Annotated in this window: 17 protein-coding genes; 9 read left to right on the top strand and 8 right to left on the bottom strand. The window is 72.7% G+C overall.

The features are described 5' to 3' along the window. Positions 1-79 precede the first annotated feature (79 nt). Positions 80-991 (bottom strand): tRNA (adenosine(37)-N6)-dimethylallyltransferase MiaA, encoded by a 912-nt coding sequence (gene miaA / locus G9H71_RS07560; RefSeq protein WP_166280287.1) that lies wholly within the window; start codon positions 989-991, stop codon positions 80-82. Beyond that, the gene (locus G9H71_RS07555; RefSeq protein ID WP_231134293.1) at positions 988-1,719 is read right to left on the bottom strand and encodes a class III extradiol ring-cleavage dioxygenase family protein; all 732 of its coding nucleotides are present in this window, start codon (positions 1,717-1,719) and stop codon (positions 988-990) included. Before G9H71_RS07555 ends, miaA begins: the two co-directional genes overlap by 4 nt. Before the next feature lie 319 nt (positions 1,720-2,038). Between G9H71_RS07555 and G9H71_RS07550 the strand changes: the two genes are divergently transcribed. The 3 genes from G9H71_RS07550 (at position 2,039) to G9H71_RS07540 (ending at position 4,895) form a co-directional block, all read left to right on the top strand. Then, the gene (locus tag G9H71_RS07550; RefSeq protein WP_166280286.1) at positions 2,039-2,845 is read left to right on the top strand and encodes a hypothetical protein; all 807 of its coding nucleotides are present in this window, start codon (positions 2,039-2,041) and stop codon (positions 2,843-2,845) included. Positions 2,846-2,961: 116 nt separating this feature from the next. After that, positions 2,962-4,281, top strand: coding sequence for a sensor histidine kinase (locus G9H71_RS07545; RefSeq protein WP_166280285.1), 1,320 nt, complete (start codon positions 2,962-2,964; stop codon positions 4,279-4,281). Beyond that, complete coding sequence (locus G9H71_RS07540) at positions 4,278-4,895, top strand: response regulator (protein ID WP_166280284.1); 618 nt, start codon at positions 4,278-4,280, stop codon at positions 4,893-4,895. Before G9H71_RS07545 ends, G9H71_RS07540 begins: the two co-directional genes overlap by 4 nt. Positions 4,896-4,978: 83 nt before the next feature. Here G9H71_RS07540 and G9H71_RS07535 read toward each other — a convergent pair whose 3' ends face one another. The 3 genes from G9H71_RS07535 to miaB all read right to left on the bottom strand — a co-directional run bounded on the left by G9H71_RS07535 (position 4,979) and on the right by miaB (position 7,751). Continuing rightward, the gene (locus G9H71_RS07535) at positions 4,979-5,173 is read right to left on the bottom strand and encodes a DUF2795 domain-containing protein (RefSeq protein WP_331272815.1); all 195 of its coding nucleotides are present in this window, start codon (positions 5,171-5,173) and stop codon (positions 4,979-4,981) included. A gap of 63 nt (positions 5,174-5,236) precedes the next feature. After that, positions 5,237-6,148: a hypothetical protein gene (locus G9H71_RS07530; protein WP_166280283.1), complete on the bottom strand. Its 912-nt coding sequence runs from the start codon at positions 6,146-6,148 to the stop codon at positions 5,237-5,239. 121 nt (positions 6,149-6,269) lie between these two features. Continuing rightward, entirely contained in the window at positions 6,270-7,751 is a 1,482-nt protein-coding gene (gene miaB, locus G9H71_RS07525; protein ID WP_331272814.1) for a tRNA (N6-isopentenyl adenosine(37)-C2)-methylthiotransferase MiaB, read from the bottom strand. A 302-nt stretch (positions 7,752-8,053) separates the two neighbouring features. Here miaB and G9H71_RS07520 point away from each other — a divergent pair, with 302 nt between their 5' ends. From G9H71_RS07520 to G9H71_RS07510, 3 genes are all read left to right on the top strand, one after another. After that, on the top strand, positions 8,054-9,640 hold the full coding sequence (locus tag G9H71_RS07520; RefSeq protein ID WP_231134292.1) for a non-reducing end alpha-L-arabinofuranosidase family hydrolase: 1,587 nt from the start codon (positions 8,054-8,056) through the stop codon (positions 9,638-9,640). A 146-nt stretch (positions 9,641-9,786) separates the two neighbouring features. Continuing rightward, positions 9,787-12,999 (top strand): beta-xylosidase family glycoside hydrolase, encoded by a 3,213-nt coding sequence (locus tag G9H71_RS07515; RefSeq protein ID WP_331272813.1) that lies wholly within the window; start codon positions 9,787-9,789, stop codon positions 12,997-12,999. 265 nt (positions 13,000-13,264) lie between these two features. Then, positions 13,265-15,820 (top strand): M14 family zinc carboxypeptidase, encoded by a 2,556-nt coding sequence (locus G9H71_RS07510; protein ID WP_166280282.1) that lies wholly within the window; start codon positions 13,265-13,267, stop codon positions 15,818-15,820. Between the two features lie 73 nt (positions 15,821-15,893). On the opposite strand, the gene G9H71_RS07505 is transcribed toward G9H71_RS07510, so the two are convergent. Beyond that, positions 15,894-17,246: a M14 family metallopeptidase gene (locus G9H71_RS07505; protein ID WP_166280280.1), complete on the bottom strand. Its 1,353-nt coding sequence runs from the start codon at positions 17,244-17,246 to the stop codon at positions 15,894-15,896. Between the two features lie 241 nt (positions 17,247-17,487). Between G9H71_RS07505 and G9H71_RS07500 the strand changes: the two genes are divergently transcribed. Next, positions 17,488-18,534 carry a TAXI family TRAP transporter solute-binding subunit gene (locus tag G9H71_RS07500; RefSeq protein ID WP_166280279.1) on the top strand — a complete coding sequence of 349 codons (1,047 nt, stop codon included), beginning with the start codon at positions 17,488-17,490 and terminating at the stop codon, positions 18,532-18,534. Here G9H71_RS07500 and G9H71_RS07495 read toward each other — a convergent pair. Together G9H71_RS07495 and G9H71_RS07490 are read right to left on the bottom strand one after the other, a co-directional pair. After that, the gene (locus tag G9H71_RS07495) at positions 18,524-19,966 is read right to left on the bottom strand and encodes a sensor histidine kinase (RefSeq protein ID WP_166280277.1); all 1,443 of its coding nucleotides are present in this window, start codon (positions 19,964-19,966) and stop codon (positions 18,524-18,526) included. The genes G9H71_RS07500 and G9H71_RS07495 overlap by 11 nt on opposite strands. A 12-nt stretch (positions 19,967-19,978) precedes the next feature. Then, positions 19,979-20,647 (bottom strand): response regulator transcription factor, encoded by a 669-nt coding sequence (locus G9H71_RS07490; RefSeq protein WP_166280598.1) that lies wholly within the window; start codon positions 20,645-20,647, stop codon positions 19,979-19,981. A gap of 92 nt (positions 20,648-20,739) precedes the next feature. On the opposite strand from G9H71_RS07490, the gene G9H71_RS07485 reads away from it, so the two are divergent. Then, on the top strand, positions 20,740-21,504 hold the full coding sequence (locus G9H71_RS07485) for an amino acid ABC transporter ATP-binding protein (protein ID WP_166280275.1): 765 nt from the start codon (positions 20,740-20,742) through the stop codon (positions 21,502-21,504). A 47-nt stretch (positions 21,505-21,551) separates the two neighbouring features. Continuing rightward, complete coding sequence (locus tag G9H71_RS07480; RefSeq protein ID WP_166280273.1) at positions 21,552-22,433, top strand: glutamate ABC transporter substrate-binding protein; 882 nt, start codon at positions 21,552-21,554, stop codon at positions 22,431-22,433. Positions 22,434-22,548: the final 115 nt, after the last annotated feature.

Below are 22,548 nucleotides of genomic sequence, written 5' to 3'. Positions count from 1 at the left end.
GGAGATACCCAGCCGACGCGGGCGGGCATGCCTGCTTCTGGTGCTTTCCGTGACGCTGCCGTCACTTTCAGCTCTCAGCTCACTCATGACCGGCCACGCTCCTCAGGGCCCGGTCGACCAGGCCGGCGGCGTCGCCCGCGCCGGCGTCCAGCCAGTGCACCCGCACGTCGCGGCGGAACCACGACTCCTGGCGCCGCGCGAACCGGCGCGTCGCGCGCACGGTCTCCTCGCGCGCCCAGCCCTCGTCGGCCTCGCCGTCGAGGACGCGCAGCACCTGGGCGTACCCGAGCGCCCGGCTCGCCGTCGGGCCCTCGCGCAGCCCCCGGCCGGCCAGCTCGCGCGTCTCCTCGACCAGCCCGCGCTCCCACATGACGTCCACGCGGCGAGCGATGCGCTCGTCGAGCTCCGGCCGCGGCACGCGCAGCCCGACCTGCACGGCCGGGGCGGCGTACGTCGGCTCGGGCAGCTCGGCCACGAACCCGCGTCCGGTGATCTCGCCGACCTCGAGGGCGCGTACGACCCGGCGGCCGTTCCTGGGCTCGATCGCCGCCGCTGCGGCAGGGTCGAGCTCGGCGAGGCGGGCGTGCAGCGCGAGGGCGCCGACCTCGGCGAGCTCCTGCTCGAGGCGGGCGCGCACCGCCTCGTCCGTGCCAGGAAAGGCCATCTCGTCGAGCACGGCGCGGACGTAGAGGCCGGAGCCGCCGACGAGGACGGCGGTCCTCCCGCGGGCGTGGACCTGCGCGATCGCCGCGCGGGCAAGCCGCTGGTACTCCGCCACGCTCGCCGGCTCGGTCACGTCCCAGACGTCCAGCAGGTGGTGCGGCACGCCTTGCCGCTCCTCGAGGCTCGCCTTGGCGCTGCCGATGTCCAGGCCGCGGTAGAGCTGCATGGAGTCGGCGTTGACGACCTCGCCGTCCAACGCCTTCGCCAGCTGCACGCCGAGGTCGGTCTTGCCCGACGCGGTCGGGCCGACTACTGCAACGATCTTCATGCGAATGCTGCTTCGCCGATCTCCAGTGCCCACGTGGCGACGTGGTAGGCGACGCCGTAGGGCGCGGTGCTGACGAGCAGGTCGCTCTCGTACGCCGCCCCTTCGGCCGCTCCCGCGAGCACCTGCCACGCCGCGCGGCCCGCGGCGCTGACGGAGTCCGCGAGCTCCGGCTCGATCGCGAGCAGCACGCCGGTGTCGGCCGCGCCGAGGGCATGCGCGACATCGTCGTCGAACGAGACCGCACGCGGGTCCGGGCGCCGCGGGGAGGACGCCCCACGGCTGGCGCTGCCGTCACCGGCGCAGAGCAGCGCGACCCTGCCGGCGCCGACAGCCCGGCGCCCGAGCTCTCGGCACACCGCCGCCGGCTCGTCGGGGGCGACGCCCAGCAGCTTCCGCTCCCCCGCCCACCCGGCGCGGTCGAGCAGCCAGGTCGCGATCACGGCTCCCAGCGGCAGGCGCTCGGGCCCCGGGCCGCCGCCGAGGACGAGCGGGAGGCCGTACGCCCCGAGGTCCGCGCGCGCGGACGCCGGCAGCGGGCCGGTCGCCGGTGCGCTCGACACGACGACGACGCGGTCCGGGCGCGCTGCGAGCAGGGACTGCACCGCCCGGTCGCACGCCGCGCGCAGGCCGTCGAGCTCCGCCGCCGCGCCGGCCGCCACCTCGGGCACGAGCAGGGGCGGGTGCGGGACGACCGCGGCGGCGACGAGCACCGGGCGATTCTCCGTCACGGCGCCCGGAGCCGCACGGAGTGTCCGGCGTTGGCCCCCGGTCGGCGCCGCTCCCGCCCGTTTGCGACGCCTGCCCGACCGCGGGGGCCGTGAGCGGTGGCAGGGCCTGGGGACAACTCGCCACATGTGCTTGATCGCGGCGGGGTGCTGGGGACAACTCGCCACATCTGCATGATCGTCGCGGAGGGTGAGCTGGGGTGGGCCAGGCGTGACCGTCCGAAGGTCGTACGACCCCTCGCCAATGGTCCCGCCCACCAGGGCGCGGCGAGGGTGAGCACGTCGGAGCCGGTCGACGGCTCCGCTTCCCCAGGAGGACCTCATGCGCCTGCGCCGCACCCTGTTCGCCATCGGCTCCGCCGGCCTCGCCGCGGCCGCCCTGACGCTGCCCGCCTCGTCCGCCGGGGCCGCCACCTCCGTCGGCTGCACCGGCGGCGGCTTCAAGGTCACGCTGCCCAACGGCACCGCGGTCCGCAGCGGGGGCGACAAGATCAAGCCCAGCCAGCTGCCGGCCGGGTCGACGCTGAAGGTGCGCGGGAAGTACGTCGAGTTCGACGTCAACGTCTCGACCTTCGCGGCCTACGACTACACGCTCACCGGCGCCCCGAACCCGGTGGACCTCACCGGCGGCGTCCGCACGCCCGTCTTCGCCAGCAAGGTCGCCGACCTCGGCACCCGCACCCTCAACTCCGGCGAGCTCGAGATCAAGCTCTCCGACAGCGACCTGGTGCTGCTGCGCAAGGGCGCCGGTGAGCTCAAGATGAAGATCCAGGCCAAGGACTGCGCCACGGGCGGGATCTTCCAGATGGAGCCCGAGGGCGCGGGGAACGTGCTCGTCACCCACACCCTCTCGCCGGGGATGTACTACTACGTCAACCCCTACACCGGGAAGATCAACTTCGGCAACGGCACCGACTTCCGCGGCAAGGACAGCCCGCAGGTCGCCACCAAGCTCTCCCAGACCGACACCGTCACCACGTGGTCCGTCGCGTCCGGCGGCCGGATGGGCGGCGTGCTCGGCGAGGACGCGGTCGAGCTGTCGGCCGGGGCGTCCAACTGCGTGCAGGACTGCCAGGCGCAGAACCGGGTCCGCGGCTCGCTGCCCGTCACCGACCCCGCGTTCTCCTGATGCCCCGCGGCACGCGGGAGCCCGCCCACCCCCGCGTCGGGCGGCTCCCGCGGCCGCGGCGTGCCGAAGGCCTCGAACTGCCTCCGCCCGTCGCGCCCGCCCCGCACAATCCCGGGATGGCCGCACTACGCCCGGGCGCTTCGGGGAGCTCTCTCACGGCCGGCGTGCCCCGCCGGCTGCTCCTGCGCTTCGTCGCGGCGGGGCTCGCCGCCCTGCTGCTGCTCGCCCTCGCGGCCGGCTTCGCGCTGCGCCGGGTCGCCACCCGGGAGGCGGTCAACGACGCGGCCGAGCTGTCCAGCATCGCGGCGCGCTCGGTGTCCGGGCTCGTCACCGACGGGCTGGCGGAGGGGGAGCCCGCCGAGGTGGCGCGGTTCGACGCCGCGGTGCGCGAGCGGGTCCTCGCCGCGCCGATCGTGCGGGTCAAGCTCTGGGACGCGACCGGCACGGTCGTCTACTCCGACGACGAGCGGCTGATCGGCGACCACTTCGGATTCGACGGCGAGGAGCTCGAGGTCCTCTCCGAGGGAGGCGTCGAGGCCGAGGTCGGGGACCTGGACAAGCCGGAGAACCGGTTCGAGCCCAAGGACCGCCCGCTGCTGGAGGTCTACCAGCAGGTGGTCACGCCGTCGGGCGAGCCGATGCTGCTGGAGACCTACCAGGAGTTCAGCTCGGTCGCGGCCGAGGCGACGACGACGTTCCGCGAGGTGCTGCCCGGCCTCCTGGTCGCCATGCTCCTGCTGGAGGCGCTGCAGCTGCCGCTCGCGTGGACGCTCGTCAAGCGGCTGCAGGCCGGGCAGCGCGAGCGCGAGCTGCTGCTGCGGCGCGCGCTCGACGCCTCGGACGACGAGCGGCGGCGCATCGCGCGCGACCTGCACGACGGCGTCGTCCAGACGCTCGTGAGCGTGAGCTACGGGCTGTCTGCCGTGCAGGAGCGGGCCACAGCCTCGGACCCCGACGTCGGGTCCGCCGTCGCGTCCGCCTCGTCCGTCACCAGACAGGGGATTCAGGAACTGCGCAGCCTGCTCGTCGACATCTATCCGCCGTCGCTCGCCGCCTCCGGGCTGGGCGCCGCACTGTCGGACCTCGCCGCGCCCCTTGCGGGACAGGGCATCGACGTACGACTCGACGTCCCGACCGACGTCGCCCTGCCGTGGGAGGTGGAGGCGCTGCTCTATCGCGTCGCGCGTGAGGCGCTGCGCAACGTCGCAACACATGCGCACGCGAGTTCGGTCGACGTGACCGTGCGTCGGGTGGACGGCCGGGTCCGGCTCGCGGTCTCCGACGACGGGCGAGGACTGCCGGCTGGCCACTCCCCCGACGGCCACTTCGGGCTGCGCATGATGCACGACCTGGCCGCAGGGGCCGGCGGCACGTTCAGCGCGTCACCCGGACCCGACGGGGGCACGCTCGTCGAGGTGGAGGTGCCGACGCCGTGATCCGGGTCCTGCTCGCCGACGACCATGCGCTCGTACGCGCCGGGCTGCAGCAGCTGCTCGCGGCCGTACCGGACATCGACGTCGTGGGCGCCGCAACCGACGGTGACGAGGCCGTTGACCTCGCCGCGGCCCTCGCCCCTGACGTCGTGCTCATGGACCTGTCGATGCCGCGCGTCGACGGTGTCGAGGCCACCCGCCGGATCCTGGCGCAGGCGCCCGACGCGCAGGTCGTGGTGCTGACGTCGTTCGTCGAGCGCGAGCGGGTCGTCGGCGCGCTCGACGCCGGCGCCGTGGGCTACCTGCTCAAGGACGGCGACCCGCAGGACGTGGTGCGCGGCATCCGCGCGGTCGCCCGCGGGGAGTCCCCGCTGGACCCGAAGGCCGCACGCGCCCTGCTCACCACCCGCGCGGCCCGGCCGACGGTGGAGATGACCGAGCGCGAGCGCGAGGTGCTGGCCCTGCTGGCCGCGGGGCTGGCGAACAAGCAGATCGGCCGCCGGCTCGGCATCACCGAGGCGACCGTGAAGGCGCACCTGACCCGGGTGTACGCCGCGATCGGCGTCACGGACCGGACGTCCGCAGCCGTGTGGGCGCACCGCAACGGGGTCGCCTGACGAGCGGCTCGCACGGGCGCGGCCGTGGGGCTGGTGCACCGCGGAGACCGCCCCACGGCCGCCGCGGTGCACCGGATCGGGGGTCAGCCCTTGGAGAAGGCCGCGCTCACGGCGTTCGGGCCGTCGTAGGTCCGGTCCTCGATCGCGCGCAGCCCTTCGAGCACGTCGTCGTCGGCACCCTTGGACTCCGCGTGCTTGACCAGGTCGTCCTTGGACGCCGGGTAGTCCACGCCCCCGAGGAACTTCTGCATCTGGATCGGGTTCGGCTTGTCGCTCACGGCGGGTCCTCCGGATCGCGTCTCGAGTTGGTCGAGGACCCTGCTACCCGAGCGCGACCCGGCCTACTCCGCGGACGAGGCCGCGACCTGGCGCGCCCGCAGCTGGCGCGACGCGCAGTCGGCGAAGTCGCGCAGCGAGCAGGTGTCGCAGTACGGCCGCGGCTCCGGCTCCACGACGGCCTCGGCGGCGACGGGCTCGGCCGCCACGGGCTCGTCCGCGACGGGCTGGACGGCGACAGGCTCGACCGTCTGGTAGTCCAGGCAGCAGCCGCCCTTCTGCGACAGCCACGTCGGCCCGATCGGCGTCTGCTCGGCGACGAGCACCGGGCGGGCGCGCCACGGCGCCTCGGGCAGGGCCACCGCCGCCGCCACAGCCTCGGCCACGCGCTGCCGCACGGGGACGTCGGGGTGCCCGGCCGCGGCGAGCCCGTAGCAGTCCGCGATCTCGGCCCACAGCGAGACGCGGCCGACCTTCGCCACCTTGCTGCACCGCTCGACCAGCGGCGACGCCACGGCGACGGCCGCGGCCAGTGCGGCGGCGCGTACGCCCTCCAGGGTGGCGACGACGTCGACGCCGGGCTGACCGGCCCACGGGTGCCCGGCGGCGACGACCACGCGGAGGGCGCCCAGGGAGTACGCGTCCGGCCAGCCGCCCGGGTTCACCCGCCACCGCACCTGCCCGGCGGCGGGGACCAGCGCGGCCTCGGCCGTCACCAGGGCCAGCCCGATGGCGGCGGCGACGCCGCCGGCGTACCAGCCGCAGAGCCACTTCGCGGCGGCGGCAGGGCTGGCGCCGCGCGACGCCATCGTCAGCGCGTGCAGCTCGCGCAGCCGAGGAAGCTCGAGCCGGTCGAGCCCGGACCAGTCGCCCGGCGCGGTGCCGCCGAGACGGGGCTCGAGGTGCGTGCGCAGCCAGGCGGCCGGGGTGGCGGCGGCCAGGGCGAGCGGCGCGTCGGCCAGCTGGACAGGGCTCATGGTGGACTTAGGTTAGCCTCACCGCAGCTGATCGCGCTCCAAGAGGGCACCCGCAGTGGCCGGCATCACGGCGACACGCCGATCAGCGGCCCCGCCCCGCCGGCCGCCAGGGACCCGACCCTCAGTCGACGGCGCAGGCGCTCGTCACGGCCGGCAGCGGTGCCGGGACGCCGAGGCTCGGCATGCCCAGCCCCACGGACCGCGACGCCGGCACGCTCGGGCCGGCCTGGCGCGCCTCCCACGCGTCGCCCGCGCGGGTGCGGCGCAGCCCGCGGACCGGCGCGTCGGAGACGAGGTGGTGCGGGGCGGCGTAGGTCAGCTCGACCCTCACCAGGTCGCCCGGGCGCGGTGTCTCGTCGCCGGGCGCGAAGTGGACGAGGCGGTTGTCGGGCGCACGGCCGGACAGGCGGCGGGTCTCGCCGTCCTTGCGCCCCTCCCCCTCGGCGACGAGCACGTCGACGACGCGGCCGACCTGGGCCTTGTTCTCGCTCCAGGAGACGTCCTCCTGCAGGGCGATGAGCCGCTCGTAGCGCTCTTGCACGACCCGCTTCGGGATCTGCCCGTCCATGTCGGCGGCCGGGGTGCCGGGACGCTTGGAGTACTGGAACGTGAAGGCGCTGGAGAAGCGGGCTTCGCGCACGACGTGGAGCGTCTGCTCGAAGTCCTCGTCCGTCTCGCCCGGGAACCCGACGATGATGTCGGTGGTGATCGCGGCTTCAGGCATCGCGCTTCGCACCTTGCGCACGATGTCGAGGTAGCGCTCCTGCCGGTAGGAGCGGCGCATCCGGCGCAGCACGTCGTCGGAGCCGGACTGCAGCGGCATGTGCAGGCTCGGCATGACGTTGGGCGTCTCGGCCATGGCGGCGATCACGTCGTCGGTGAAGTCGCGCGGGTGCGGGCTGGTGAACCGCACGCGCTCGAGCCCGTCGATCTCGCCGCAGGCGCGCAGGAGCTTGCCGAAGGCGTAGCGGTCGCCGAACTCCGAGCCGTAGGCGTTGACGTTCTGCCCGAGCAGCGTGACCTCGAGGACGCCCTCGGCCACCAGCGCCTCGACCTCGGCGAGAATGTCGCCCGGCCGGCGGTCCTTCTCCTTGCCGCGCAGTGCCGGGACGATGCAGAAGGTGCACGTGTTGTTGCAGCCGACGCTGACGCTCACCCAGGCCGCGTAGGCCGACTCGCGGCGGGTCGGCAGCGTCGACGGGAAGACCTCGAGGCTGTCGAGGATCTCGACCTCGGCCTCGGCGTTGTGGCGGGCGCGCTCGAGCAGGGCCGGGAGCGACCCGAGGTTGTGGGTGCCGAAGACGACGTCCACCCACGGGGCGCGGCGGACGATCTCGCCCTTGTCCTTCTGGGCCAGGCAGCCGCCGACGGCGATCTGCATGCCCGGGTGCGCGGCCTTGCGCGGCGCCAGGTGTCCGAGGTTGCCGTAGAGCTTGTTGTCCGCGTTCTCCCGAACCGCACAGGTGTTGAGGACGACGACGTCCGCCTCCTCGCCCGCGCCCGCGCGGGCGTACCCGGCCGACTCCAGCAAGCCCGAGAGGCGCTCGCTGTCGTGCACGTTCATCTGGCACCCGTAGGTGCGCACCTCGTACGTCCGGGCCACGGTTCACCAGGGTACGGCGCCCCGTTCCCCCTCCGGGCCGCAGAGCGCGACGACGCCGGCACCGCACGCGGGCCCGCCTCGGCGCCCGGAGGCTGCGAGCCGGGAGCGTCCTGGCCCCGGCGCGACAGGACTTCCGCCCTCGAACCCGCCGAAAAGTTTCGGAGCCTCTTGTCCCGGCCGCAAGAGGGTCTTAACGTCCCATCCCGCCACGCTCGGCCCTCCCATCCTCCCGACACCGCCGCGTGGCCGCATTGTGTGAGCGCTCACACGCACCTGCTCGGATGACGCAAAGGAGCCCATCCATGCGAAAGCTGGCGACTCGTCTGTGGCGGCGGTCTGCCGTCGCCCTCGCGGCCGTGGCGATGGCCGTCACGCCGGCCATGTCCGCCCCCGCACAGGCGGACACGCCCCCCGACTCGTTCCGGTGGGCCTCCACCGGGGTGCTGATCTCGCCGAAGCCGGACGCGACGCACGTGTCCGTCGCCTCGAAGGACCCGACGGTGGTCTTCGCGGACGGCAAGTACCACGTCTTCTTCACCACCGCCGACGGCAACGGGTGGAACATCGCCTACACCAGCTTCACCGACTGGGCCGACGCGGACGAGGCCCCGCACTACTACCTCGACCAGTCCGCCATCGGCCGCGGCTACCGCGCGGCGCCGCAGGTGTTCTACTTCGAGCCGCAGGGCCTGTGGTACCTGATCTTCCAGAACGGCAACGCGGGCTACTCCACGACGAGGGACATCAGCGACCCGACGTCCTGGAGCCGGGTGCGGAACTTCTATGCGCAGGGAATGCCTGACGTCATCCGGCAGAACATCGGCAACGGGTTCTGGCTCGACTTCTGGAACATCTGCGACGAGGAGTTCTGCTACCTGTTCTCCTCCGACGACAACGGGCAGCTGTACCGCTCGCAGACGCGGATCGAGGACTTCCCGAACGGCTACGGGAACGCGAACACGGTGATCGCGCTGCAGGAGCCGAACAGGAACGACCTGTTCGAAGCGTCGGCGACGTACAAGATCAAGGGCACGGACAAATACCTCCTGCTCGTCGAGGCCATCGACCCCCGCGGCCGCCGGTGGTACCGGTCGTGGACCGGCGACAGCGTCAGAGGGCCGTGGACGCAGCTTGCCGCGACGTTGAACAACCCGTTCTCGTCCGTCGACACGGTCTCCTTCCCCGGCGGGGTGTGGACGCGGGACGTCTCGCACGGTGAGCTGCTGCGGGTCGGATACGGCCAGACCCCGACGATCGACCCCTGCGCACCCGTGCAGTTCCTCTACCAGGGCCTCGCCCCCGAGGCAGGCGGCCCGTACAACGCGCTGCCGTACCGCCTGGCTCTCGCCACGGCGGTCGGGGAGAACCCGATCACCGCTCTCTGCGCCGAGCCGGACGCCGCTGCCCTGTCCGACGCGGTGGCCGGTCTCGCCGGCGACGGGCACGTGCAGGGCAGCGTCGCGCGCGACCTGCAGGGCCTGCTCGACAGCATTGCGGAGGCCGACGGCGCCGGCGACGTGGCCACCGAACGGCGTCTGGGCCGAGACCTCGTCGAGCGCATCTCCCGCGCCGCGACGGGCAAGCTCGACGCCGACGCCTGGGCGCAGCTGTGGGCCGTGCTCGACGACTCCGGCGTCGGCCAGGACGAGGTCAGCGCGGTGCAGCGAAGGGTCGCCGAGCTGTCCCGCAACGGCTCGATCGCGGCGAGCACCGCTCGCGGGCTGCAGGACACGCTGTCCGTCGCAGCCAACGCACCGACTCCGCTGGCCCGGTCGAACGCCTTGGACGAGCTGCGCTCGGCGATCTCCTCCGCGCGCACCGACAAGGTCTCGCCGGACGCCAAGGACGAGCTGCTCGAGCTCCTCGACGTGGCGGTCGCCAACATCTGAGGCAAGGACGACGGGGCGCCCCGGTCACCGGGGCGCCCCGTCTCGTCGTTCCGCCCGGGCGCCGCGCACGCCCCTCGCGTCGCTTCGCCGGCCCGGTCGTGCGCGACCGCTCTGCTGCTTCCTACTTCCAGGATCGAGGAGGATCTGTGAGAAGGCTTCCCGTACGCCGACTGTGCGCGAGTGCGGTCGTCCTGGCCGGCGCGCTGACCGCGGCACCGTTCGCCGTTCCGCCGAGCCAGGCGAGCACCGCGGCGAAGGCGGGCGCGGCTGCGAGCGCCGTCGTCCCGGGCGTTGCCGCAGCTGCGGCGCTGCCCGCCCTGCGGGCCGTGGTCGACCGGCTCGACGTCCCTGCGAGCGTCCGGCGGGACCTGCAGCGCTACCTCGACGCGGCACAAGCGGCCGAGGGCGGCGGGGACGCCGCGGGCACCACACGGCAGCTGCAGCTGCTGACCGCGTACGTCGCGTCGGCCGGCGAGAGCAAGGTGCCCGCCGCGGCCTGGGACGCTCTCTGGCCGGCGCTCCTCGACAGCCTGGCCCCGCACATCGGGGTCGCTGCCCTGCAGCGGGAGGTCGGGAAGCTCGCGCGCGCCGGTGCCATCGCCCCGAGCGCGGGGCGCGACCTGCAGGAGCAGCTGACGAGCGCTGCTGCGGCGACGACGGCCGTGGAGCGCACGCAACTGCTCCTGGCCGTGCGGGCGGCGCTCACCTCCGCGCGACCCGGGAAGATCAGCGCCGCAGCGAAGGAAGCCCTGTTCCCGCTGCTCGAGGCGGCCTACCCGGCGTGGGAGCCGCGGGGCTCGTACACCACGACCGACAACGGCGACGGCACCTACAGCGTGCCCCTGCTCCGGTCCGACGTGCCCGACATCTCGGTGGAGCGCCTCCCTGCCGCCGAGAACGCCGAGGGCCGCGACGTCTACTACATGGTCAGCACGACCATGCACCTGGCGCCCGGCGCGCCCATCATGAAGTCCTACGACCTGGTCAACTGGGAGACGGTCAACTACGTCTTCGACCGGACGGGCGTCGGTGACCCGTCCTCGCTGCGCAACGGCCAGAACTCCTACGGCGCCGGGCAATGGGCCTCGTCGCTGCGCTACCACGGCGGCCGGTGGTACGTCGTGTTCAACACCAACAACCTCGGTGGTGCTCTGCTGTTCAGCACCGACGACATCGAGAACGGCGCGTGGACGCGCATCCAGCTGGGGCGCGGCCTGCACGACCCGTCCCTCTTCTTCGACGACGCCGACGGTGGGACGCCTTACATCTTCTACGGCGCAGGCACGACGAGCGCGGTGCGCCTCGACGCCGGCTTGACCCGCGTCGTGGCCGAGTACCCGAACATTTTCAGCAAGGCCAACTTCCCGACCCAGGCCTACGTCACGACGTCGTACGAGGGCCAGCAGGTCTTCAGGATCGGCGACTTCTACTACATCGCGTCGATCACCTGGCCGTCGGGCGGCAACCGTCAGGTGGTGCTCTTCCGCTCCAAGGAGCTGCTCGGGCGCTACACCGCTGTCGGGGGCGTCAACACCTGGGAGGCCCGAAGCGCGCTGAACTCGGACGGCTTCGCCCAGGGCAGCCTCGTCCCGATCGCGCGAGCCGGCGGAGGGACCGACTGGTACGGCATGTTCTTCCGCGACACCTGGCCCCTGGGCCGGATCCCCGCGCTGATCCCGGCGACCTGGCAGGACGGGTGGCCGACCTTCGGCCGCGACGGGGTCGTACGTCTCGCAGACGCCTTCGCCAAGCCGATCCGGCTGTCGCCCGAGCAGGAGCTGTTCGAGCGGCAGAAGAGCATCGTGGCCTCGGACGACTTCGCCAACGACGCCCCGCACAAGGCGTACATGGACACCCAGTGGACGCTGCCCCCGCGGCCCGTCGTCGACCAGTCCAAGCTCGGCGTCGAGCTGCTCGAGAACGGCGGCTTCGAGAGCGGCCAGCTGGCGCCGTGGCAGCTCCAGTACACCGCCGACCTCACGGTCGCGCGGGGCGACGCGGCCAGCGGCGACCATTCCTTGCGCGTCGCGAACCGGGTCAACAACGGGTCCGGGCCGGGCCAGGTGGTCACGGGTGACGTCCAGCAGGGCGTGACCTATCGGGCGTCGGCGCGGGTGCGCTACGACGAGGGGCCGGCCACGATGCGGTTCATCCTGGCCTTCAACGACAACGCGGGGATCCGCACGATCGCCAATGTCACCGCGAGCCGCGGCCAGTGGACGACGGTCACGGGCACGTACGCCGTGGCCGCAACCGCCGACGTGCGCAACGTCCGCTTCGTCGTCGAGACGCCGTGGGCGCCGAACCAGACGCCGGCGGACCAGGTGAGCTACGTGATCGACGACCTGTCGCTGGTCGGACAGCCCGTCACCGTCGAGTTCCCGGACCCGGCAGAGGTGGCACCCAACGGGTCGCGCCTCGACATGGCCTGGGAGTGGAACCACGCGCCGGACAACCGCTACTGGTCGCTGACGGAGCGGGACGGCTGGCTGCGGCTGACGACCGGCAGGGCCGTGACGGGCGCCTTCCAGTACACCAAGCTGTCCGGCCGGGACGAGCTGACGTGGTTCGAGGAGGCGCGCAACACGCTGTCGCAGCGGGTCTTCGGGCCCAAGGCGTCCGCCGAGACGAAGCTCGACATCTCGGGGATGGGGAACGGTGACGTCGCGGGTCTCGCGGCGTACACCCGGAGCTTCTCCTACGCGGCGGTCAAGCGCGTCGACGGCAGGAACACCGTCGGGGTCGTCACGCGCCTGCAGCCCTTCACCGCCGGCATCGACCAGGCGGCGGTCGAGCGCTTCGTCCCCGGCACGACGGTGGACCTCGGCGACGCGACCGAGGTGCACCTCAAGGCGGACGCGGACTACGCCTCGTCGAACGGACAGCTCTGGATGCGCTTCTACTACAGCCTCGACGGGCGGACATGGGCACCGCTCGGCGGACGGCAGGGGCCGCTGCAGATGGACTGGAGCCTCTCGCACTTCATGGGCTACCGCTTCGGCCTCTTCAACTACGCCACCCAGCAGGCGGGCGGCCATGTGGACTTCGACCACTACCTGCTGAGCGACAGGCTGACCGTGGACGGGGCGCCGGACGCGTCGGCACTCGACGCGGCCATCGCGTACGCGCTGAGACTGGACGCGGAGGACTACCCGGCCCAGGCGTGGGAGGCGATGCAGAAGGCGCTCACGCGGGCGCGCGAGGCCGCTGCACGGCCGGCGGGCACGCAGAACCAGCTCGACGCACCGGAACGCGCGCTCAGCCTCGAACTGGCGCGGCTCTTGGTGCTCGAGGAGGCCGACGTCTCCGGTCGCGAGGCGTCGGCAGGCCGGCCGCAGCACCAGGGCGTGCTGCGGTAGACGCCGCGCGCAGCGGGTCGTGAGACGGCTCGGGGCCGGGAGCGCCAGCACGGCGCGCCCGGCCCCGAGCCCTTGTGCAGGCGGGTCAGACGGCTCGCCCTCGTCCTCCTGGCCCGGGCAACCGCCGGGCTTTGGCGCAGGCCTGACCGGATGCGCGCCGCGACACGCCGGGAAAAGCTTCAGGGAAGCTCAAGAACGTTGACCTCCGAGTGACTTCAGGCGTTGTGTCCCCTTCGTCCCGTCATGAGAACCAACGGAGGCTCTTGTGCGACGAAGGATCACCATCCCCCTGACGCTGACGCTGGCCGCGGGCGTCCTCACCCCGATCGGCGCCGTCGCCGACGAGCCGCTGCCGACACCGGAGTCGGTCATCGGCTGGGCGCCCTGCGCCGACTACCGGATCACGACGTACGAGCGGACCATGGAGTACTTCCGCGCCCTGGACGCGGCGAGCGACCGTGTCCAGCTCGTCGACGTCGGAACGACCACGGAGGGGCGCCGTCAGCAGATGGCGATCATCTCCTCCGCGGAGAACCTCGCGAACATCGAGGAGCACAAGGCGACCGCGGAACGGCTCGCCCGCGCCGAAGGCGTCGACGAGGCCGAGGCCAAGGCGCTCTCGTCCGACGGCAGGGCCGTCGCGTGGGTCGACTTCGGCATCCACACCACCGAGATCGCCCCGCACCAGCTGGCGCCCCGCTTCGCCTACAACCTGGCCAACAGCGAGGCCGCGGACGTCCGACGGATCCGCGAGAACGTGATCACCATCGTCGTGCCGAGCATCAACCCGGACGGGCAGACCTACCTCGCCGACTGGTACGCCGCGAACCGCGGCAAGGCGTGGGAGATGCGGCTACCGGAGCTCTACCAGCACTACGCCGGGCACGACAACAACCGCGACTGGTACATGTTCAACCTGGACGAGACGCGGAACATCGGGAACCAGCTGTTCAACGAGTGGTACCCGCAGGTCATGCACAACGCCCACCAGACGGCGCCCAACCCGGCACGGATCTTCATCCCGCCGTTCGAGGACCCGGTCAACCCCAACATCGACCCGCGCGTCACCCGCGGGGTCAACCTCATCGGCAGCGCGATGTCGCGCCGGCTCGACGACGAGAACAAGCCCGGCGCGGTGTCGAACGTGCAGTTCGACATGTGGTGGAACGGCGGCCTGCGGTCCGCGCCGTACTACCACAACATGATCGGCATCCTCACCGAGACGGCGCACGCCAACCCGAACCCCGTCGTGAACAACCCGGCCAACTTCCCGGCCACGTTCGCCAACGGCGAGTCGACGAAGATCCCCTCGATCTTCTACCCGAGCCCCTACCTGGGCGGTGAGTGGCACCTCGCCGACAGCTGCGCGTACATCGAGTCCGCGACGCTCGGGATGCTCGACGTCGTCGGTGAGAAGCCCGACGAGTTCCTCTACAACATCTGGGCCATGGGCTCGAAGGCCATCGAGGACGGCGCGGACGAGCTCTACGTCATCCCCGCCGACCAGGCCGACACGGGCACCGCCGCGCGGCTCGTCAACGTGCTGCGCCACGGCGGCATCGAGGTCGAGGCAGCCACGCGCGCCTTCACCCTCGGGGACAAGACCTACCCCCGCGGCAGCTGGGTCGTCCGCGGCGCGCAGGCCTTCCGCGCTCACCTGACCGACATGCTGAACGCCCAGGAGTACCCGCTGCGGCGCACCGGGCCGGGCGGGCCGATCGACGCGCCGTACGACATCACCGGCTACACCCTGTCGTTCCAGATGGGTGTCGACGTCGACAAAATCGAGGGCGACGTCAGCGGTGTGCGGATCCGCACCGAGCCCGTCGACGTGGCCGTCCCGCCGCCTGGCACGGTCGACGCCAACCCCGGCTTCGCCTGGGCGCTCGACCCGCGCGACAACGCCACCTTCACCGTCGTCAACCGGATGCTGGAGGCCGGCGAGACCGTGCGCCGCGCCACGACACCGGTCTCCACCTCGCTCGGCAGCTGGCCGGCCGGCGCATTCCTCGTCGAAGAGGACCGCGGCACCCGCGCCCGGCTGCGCACGGCGGTCCGCGAGCTCGGGGTGACGACCGCGAACGTCGCCGCCGACCCCGGGAGCACCACCGTCGTGGAGAAGCCGCGCGTCGGGCTCTACCACGCGTGGGGCGGCAACATGGACGAGGGCTGGACGCGCTACCTGCTCGAGGACTTCGAGCTCGACTACACCCGGCTGCACGACGCGGCCGTCCGCGCCGGCAACCTGCGGGCGAGCTATGACGTCATCGTCCTGCCCGACGCCACCCTGTCGAGCATGCAGAACGGCCTCGGCGCCACCGCGATGCCGGCGCAGTACACCGGCGGCATGACCGCTGCCGGTGTGCAGAACCTGCGCACGTTCGTCGAGCAGGGCGGCACGCTGCTCACCTTCGACACCGCGTCCCAGCTGCCGATCCGGGCGTTCGGCCTCCCCGTCACCGATGTCACGACCGGCGTCGACGACGAGGAGCTCAACATCCCCGGCTCCGTCCTCGGCATCGACGTCGACAACACGCACCCCGTGGCGTACGGGATGCCGGCCGAGGCCTCGGCGTTCTACGACGCGAGCCACGCGTTCACGTCGACGGACCCGTCGGTGCGGACGGTGGCGACGTACGCCGGGGCGGACGAGCTGCTGCAGAGCGGCTTCGCCATCGGCGGGGAGCTGATCGCCGGCAAGGGCGCCGTGGTGGAGGCATCGCTCGGCGAGGGCCACGTGGTGATGCTCGGCTTCCGGGCGCAGCACCGGGCGCAGTCGCACGGCACGTTCAAGCTGCTCTTCAACTCGCTCTACCGCTGAGCGGGTCGTGACACGGCTCGGGGCCGGGAGCGCCAGCACGGCGCGCCCGGCCCCGAGGCCTGTGCGGGTCCGGTCAGGACGTGGTGCAGGTGGTCGTCGCCGTCGCGTTGACCGGCGAGTACAGCGCCCGGGAGTCGAGCAGCAGCGGGATGACCGGCGCGGACTCCTGGCCCATCGAGACCCGGGCACCGCCGTTCTCCAGCGGGGTCACGGCGACGCCGTGCCGCTCCAGCAGGGCCCCCACCTCGGCGAGCTGCGCCGCGGTCAGGGTATAGGCGCAGGGCGGGGTGAGGGCGATCTCGTTCGTCGCCGGCAGCTCGTTGTCGGCACCGGCGAAGGCGAAGGCATCGATGTTGCTCGCCCAGCGCGTTGCTGCGGTGGCGCGGGAGAGGTCCGTGGCCGCGGTGATGTCACGCCGGGTGCGGTTCTTGGCGACCATGGCGAGCGTCCCGTCGATGGCCCTCGCCTGCGTCTCCACCCGGCGCTTGCGGTTCAGGCTCGGGTCGGCCTGCTCCGCCGCGTTCTGGTTCGCGGTGTAGGACTCCACCAGGATGCCCAGCGCGTGATGCAGGCCCGTCGCGTTCCGCAGGATGCGCTCGTCACCGTCGCCGGCGCTCTGCGCGACCTGCTTGCCGTTCTTCACGGTGATGCCGTACTGGTTCGTGGTGAACCCGCCGGCCTCGACGCTGGGCGCGACCCAGTCGACGTTCAGCTCGTACGCGAGGTCGTGGACGGCATCGTGCACGTTGCGGTTGCGCGGCCACATGTACGTGATGTCGGTACGCGGCGCGCTCGAGTACTCGTGGGTGTCGTGGACGATGTCGGGCTTGCGCTCGCGGAACAGCTTCGCGACGGTCTGGGCCTCGATGCTCTCCAGCTCGAGGTGGTCACGGTTGATGTCGATCCCGTCGGAGTTGGCGCGCGTGTTGGCGGCGCGGCCGTCCGGGTTGACCGTCGGGACGAAGAGCACCGTCACGTCCTGCAGCATCTTCACGACGGCGGGGTCGTCGGCCAGCGCGAGGTCGCGCAGCTTCACCAGGCAGCCCTCGCGGGCAGCGGGCTCGTTGCCGTGCTGCAGACAGGTGAACAGGACCGTGGCGTGGTCCTTCATGCTGCTGTTCTTCGGCGTGCCCTGGATCTGCACGAGCTGGATCGGCCGGCCCTGCTTGGTCGTGCCGACCTGGCTGATGCTCGTGCGCGGGCTGGCCGCGTCGAGAGCGGAGAGGAACGTCTGCTCCTCGGCGAGGGTCGTCCAGTTGGTCGCGCCGTTCGCCTCGAACGGTGTCGGGTACTGGGCGGCGAGGGACGGGACGCTGAAGGCGGGGGCCGGGGCGTCGGCGCTGCGGACGCCGTAGGCGACGCCGGTGCTGACCGAGGCGGCCAGGGCGGTGGCGAGGGCAGGGACGGCTAGGGCACGTACTCGCACGGTTCCTCCGGAGGACAAGTGCTGTGGACGACGGCACGGACGATCGACGGAGCAGGGCACGATGGCACCGACATGACGGCGCCGCTGCGGCTTCCAGCGGCAGCGGCGCCCTCGGTCGACTTCAGCCGTGGGACACGAAGGCGCCCCGCGGCGAGAAGTTGGGCGGGACGCTAGACGTGACATATCCGGGCACCAACGAATCTGAGCAAAGCCTGAGCATGGGAGCGGGAGGATCCGACACGTGCCGAACGCGACGGTGCCGCAGGGCGACGTACGGCGGGTCCCGGCGCTGCGCCGGGCCGCCGCGCGCGCGGGGCACGCGCTGCGGCGCCACCCGGGGCGTACGGCCACCCTGCTGCTGCCGGTCGCGCTGCTCGCGGTCGCGGTGCGGCTGCTCGCCCCGCCGTCCGCCCCCGATGCCACCGGCACCGTCGTGCTCGCGACCGGCGGCAACAAGGGCGTCTACTTCGAGTACGGCCGCGCGATGGCCGCTCTGGCGGGGTCCGAGCTGGACGGGGTGTCCGCGCGCGTCCAGCCCACGACCGGGTCCGTGGAGAACATCCGCGGCCTGGCCGCCGGCCGGTTCACCGTCGCGTTCAGCGCCTCGGACGTCGCCGCAGATGCCGTACGCGGCCGCCCGCCGTTCACCGAGCCGCTCCCGTTGCAGGCGCTGGGCCGGATCTACGACGACTACGTCCACCTCGTCGTGCCGGCCACCTCGCCCGCTCGCGACCTGCGCGGGCTGCGCGGCCTGCGCGTCTCGCTCGGCTCTCCCGGGTCCGGCACGGAGGTGGTCGCCGACCGTGTCCTCGCCGCGGCCGGGATGACGCGCAGCGACGTCCGTGAGCGCCACCTGAGCCTCAGCGACTCCGCCGACGCGCTGCGCGCCGGCGAGCTCGACGGGTTCTTCTGGTCCGGTGGCCTGCCGAGCGCCGGCGTCACCGAGCTCGCGGCGGCCGTCCCCATCCGGCTGCTGCCGCTCGGCGACGCCGCCGAGCGGCTGCGCGCGCGCTTCGGCGCGTCCTACCGCACGGCCCGGATGCCGACCGGCAGCTACCAAGGCGTGGAGCCGGTCGACACCATCGCGATCGCGAACTACCTGCTCACCCGCCGCGACGCACCGGCCGCGCTCGTCGAGGCGCTCACCCGGCTGCTGTTCGACTTCCGCGACGAGCTCGCCCGGTCGGTGCCGCTCGCCGCCCGGCTCGACCGCAGCGCCGCCATCTTCACCGAGCCCGTGCCGCTGCACGCCGGGGCGGAGCGCTACTACCGGCGGGTCAAGGCCTGACCCGTGCCGCCGGCTCGCGGGCCTTCGCGGGCGAGGGCTGCACCGGCAGCTCCTGCACCGGCAGAGCCGTGGCCGGAGCGTCCAGCGTCACCACGAGCCCGCCCTCGGGCCGGTTCGCGACCGACAGCCGGGCGCCGGAGCGCTCCAGCAGCGCACGCGCGATCGCCAGGCCCAGCCCGGAGCCCGGGACGTTCTGGTGGCCCGGGCTGCGCCAGAAGCGGTCCGTCGCCCGCGCCACCTCCTCGGGCGCCAGCCCCGGCCCCTCGTCGAGCACGGCGACCTCCGCCCGCCCGCCCAGCTGGCCGACGCGCAGCGTGACCGCGCGGCCGGTGGGGGTGAACTTCAGCGCGTTGTCCACGACCGCGTCCAGGGCGCTCGCGAACGCCGCCGGGTCCAGCACGGCGTACGCGTCGCCGTGCGCCTCGACCCCGAGCCGGAGCCCGCGCCCGACCGCGACCACCTGCCAGCTGTCGGCCCGCCGGGCCACGAGCGGGCCGAGGGCGACGAGCTCGGGAGCCGCGACGGCGCGCTCGGCCCGGGCGAGCGCGAGCAGGTCGTCGAGCAGCGCGGTGAGGCGGCGGCCCTCGTCGCGCGCCTGCTCGAGGTCCTCCTGGCTGTCCTCCGGCAGCTCGAGCCCGAGCCCCTCGATGCGCAGCAGCAGCGCGCTGAGCGGGTTGCGCAGCTGGTGGGAGGCGTCCGCGACGAACGCCCGCTGCTGCTCGACGAAGGCCTCGACGTGGTCGGCCATCTCGTTGAACGCGGCGGCCAGCCGGCGCAGCTCGGGCGGGCCGTCATCGGCCGGCGTCCGGGCGTCCAACCGGCCCTTCGCGATCGCGTGGGCGACGCCGTCCAGCTCGTCCACGGGGCGCAGCACCCAGCGCGCCGCGCCGAGCGCGAGCCCGACCGCGACGACGAGCGCCGCCAGCGCGCCCGCCGCGAGCGCCGCCCACGAGCGCAGCACCGCTGCGTCGGCGCGGTCGGTCGGCGCGACCACGACCACCGCGCCCACGGTGTCGCCCGCGTCCATCACCGGCGCCGCCACCACGACCGGGCGGTCGTCCCAGGGCCAGCGGAACCCCACCCCGGACGACGAGCGCCCAGTCAGCGCCGCGTCGAGCGCCGGCCCGACCACCGCGGGGTCGACCCGGCTGCCCGGGGCCGACCCGATGGCGACCTGCCCGTCGGGGTCGACCACGGCGATCGTCCCCGAGTAGACCTGCTCGTAGCGCGCGAGGTCGGCGGCGAGCGCCTGGGCGTCCGCGGGCGTACGCGCCTCGCGCGCCAGGCTGACGACGCGCGCGACGTCGTAGGACCGGTCGAGGAAGACGGCCTGCAGCGCGTTGTGAGCCAGGCTGCGCCCGAGCGCGACGCAGGGGATGACGAGCGCCCCGGCCAGCAGGGCCAGCAGGACCGCGAGGAGCCGGGCGCGCACAGCTCGGCCTGGCTAGGCGAGGACGCGGTAGCCGACGCCACGCACCGTGACGATGGCCTCCGGGACGCCGAGCTTCGCGCGTAGGGAGGCGACGTGCACCTCGAGCGTGCGCTCGGTGCCCTTCCAGCTGGTGTTCCAGACCGCGCCCATCAACTGCTCGCGCCGCACCGCGATGCCGGGGCTGCGGGCGAGCACGGCGAGCACCTCGAACTCCTTGCGCGTCAGCAGGACCTCGCGCCCCTCCACACGCACGGTGCGCGTGTCGAAGTCCAGCACGATGCCGCCGGCGAAGGTCACCGAGCCTGTCCGCTGGGCCGGGACCGCTGCGTGCGAGGCCCGCCGGGTGACCGCGTGGATCCGGGCGATGAGCTCGCGCAGGTCGTACGGCTTGGACAGGTAGTCGTCCGCGCCCACGGAGAGCCCGCGCAGCCGGTCCGCGATCTCCGACCGGGCCGTCACCATGATGATGGGGACGTCGCTGAGATGGCGGAGGCGCTCCCCCACCTCGAAGCCGTCCACGTCGGGCAGGCCGAGGTCGAGGAGCACGACATCGGTGTCGGTGCCCGCGCTCAACGCCTGCTCGCCGTTGCACGCCCGCCGGACGACGAACCCGTGCCTGGTCAGGACGGTGCAGAGGGCACCGGCGACCCGGTCGTCGTCCTCCACCACGAGCACCCGCAACACGCCACCTCAAGTTCGGCTCAAACAGGTGACAGGAGCGTATAGCCGGGCTTAGCGTCCGTCAGCATGCTGAGCCGACAAAGCACCGGGCGATGACGACGCTGCAGAAGGCGCCGACGGGCGAGGCCCTGGTGACCCTGCGCGGGGTGCAGAAGCACTTCGGGGCGCTCCACGTCCTCAAGGACATCGAGCTGACCGTGCAGCGCGGCGAGGTCGTCGTCGTCATCGGGCCGTCCGGGTCCGGCAAGTCGACGCTCTGCCGCACCATCAACCGGCTCGAGCCCATCGACGAGGGCGCCATCGAGGTCGACGGCCAGCCGCTGCCTCAGGAGGGGCGCGAGCTCGCACGGCTGCGCAGCGACGTCGGGATGGTCTTCCAGTCCTTCAACCTCTTCCCGCACAAGACCGTCCTGCAGAACGTCACGTTGGGACCGGTCAAGGTGCGGCGACGCAAGGCGGAGGAGGCCGAGCGGCGCGGACGCGAGCTGCTGGCGCGCGTCGGCGTCGCCGACCAGGCCGAGAAGTATCCGGCGCAGCTGTCCGGCGGTCAACAACAACGTGTCGCGATCGCGCGGGCCCTGGCCATGGAGCCGAAGGTGATGCTCTTCGACGAGCCCACCTCCGCACTGGACCCCGAGATGGTCAACGAGGTCCTGGACGTCATGACGAGCCTGGCCCGCGAAGGCATGACCATGATCGTCGTCACGCACGAGATGGGCTTCGCTCGCCGGGCGGCCAACCGCGTCGTCTTCATGGACGCCGGGCGCATCGTCGAGGAAGCACCGCCGGAACAGTTCTTCACGTCACCGCGGTCGGACCGCGCCCGCGACTTCCTCTCCAAGATCCTCACTCACTGACCCTCGCCGGCGGGCACCCGCCCGCCTCGACGAAGGAGGCACCACACATGCGAATGCGCAGAATGGCCGTCCTGGCCATCGCGGGAGCGCTGGCCCTGTCCGCCTGCGGCAAGGACTCCGAGGAGGAGGACGCCGGCGCGGCGCCCGCCCCCTCCGCGGCCACCGGCGTCACCCTCGAGGGCTCCCCCACGTTCGACAAGATGACGTCGCGCGGCAGTGTCGTCATCGGGGTCAAGGAGGACCAGCCGAACCTCGGCTACAAGGACCCGACGACCGGTGAGTACTCCGGCTTCGACATCTCGGTCGCCAAGTACATCGCCTCGAAGCTCGGCTTCGGCGAGGACAAGATCGAGTTCAAGGCGGTCCCCTCGGCCAACCGCGAGACCGCGATCCAGGGTGGGCAGATCGACTACTACGTCGGCACCTACTCGATCACGGACAAGCGCAAGGAGCAGGTCTCCTTCGCCGGCCCGTACTTCATCGCCGGCCAGGACCTGCTGGTGCGCAAGGACGACAACTCCATCACCGGCCCGGACACCCTGGACGGCAAGACCGTCTGCTCCGTCACCGGCTCCACGCCGCTGCAGCGCATCCGGGACGAGTACAAGGGCGCCAAGACGATCGAGTTCCAGAAGTACTCGCAGTGCGTCGACCAGATGCTGAGCGGACAGGTCGACGCGATCACGACCGACGACGCGATCCTGCTCGGCTACGCGGCGCAGCAGCCGGACGAGCTCAAGGTCGTCGGCAAGCCGTTCAGCGAGGAGAAGTACGGCGTCGGGCTGCCCAAGGACGACAAGGTCCTGCGCGACAAGGTGAACGACGTGATCGAGGAGATGGAGACCAGCGGGGAGTGGCAGCGCATCTACGACGCCACGCTCGGCCAGTCTGGCTCCACGGCCACGCCGCCGCCGCTCGAGCGCTACTGACGTAAGCCGACCCACGGGCGGGCCCACTTCCTTCAGGAAGTGGGCCCGCCCGCTGCCGCGAAGCGGGCTTCCCCGTAGGACGCTTCGCCCCTCGATTCGCGAGAGAGGAGTCGCC

Origin of the sequence: Motilibacter deserti (assembly GCF_011250635.1) — a bacterium.
GTDB classification, from domain to species: domain Bacteria; phylum Actinomycetota; class Actinomycetes; order Motilibacterales; family Motilibacteraceae; genus Motilibacter_A; species Motilibacter_A deserti.
This window is presented reverse-complemented; position numbering and strand designations above follow the sequence as displayed.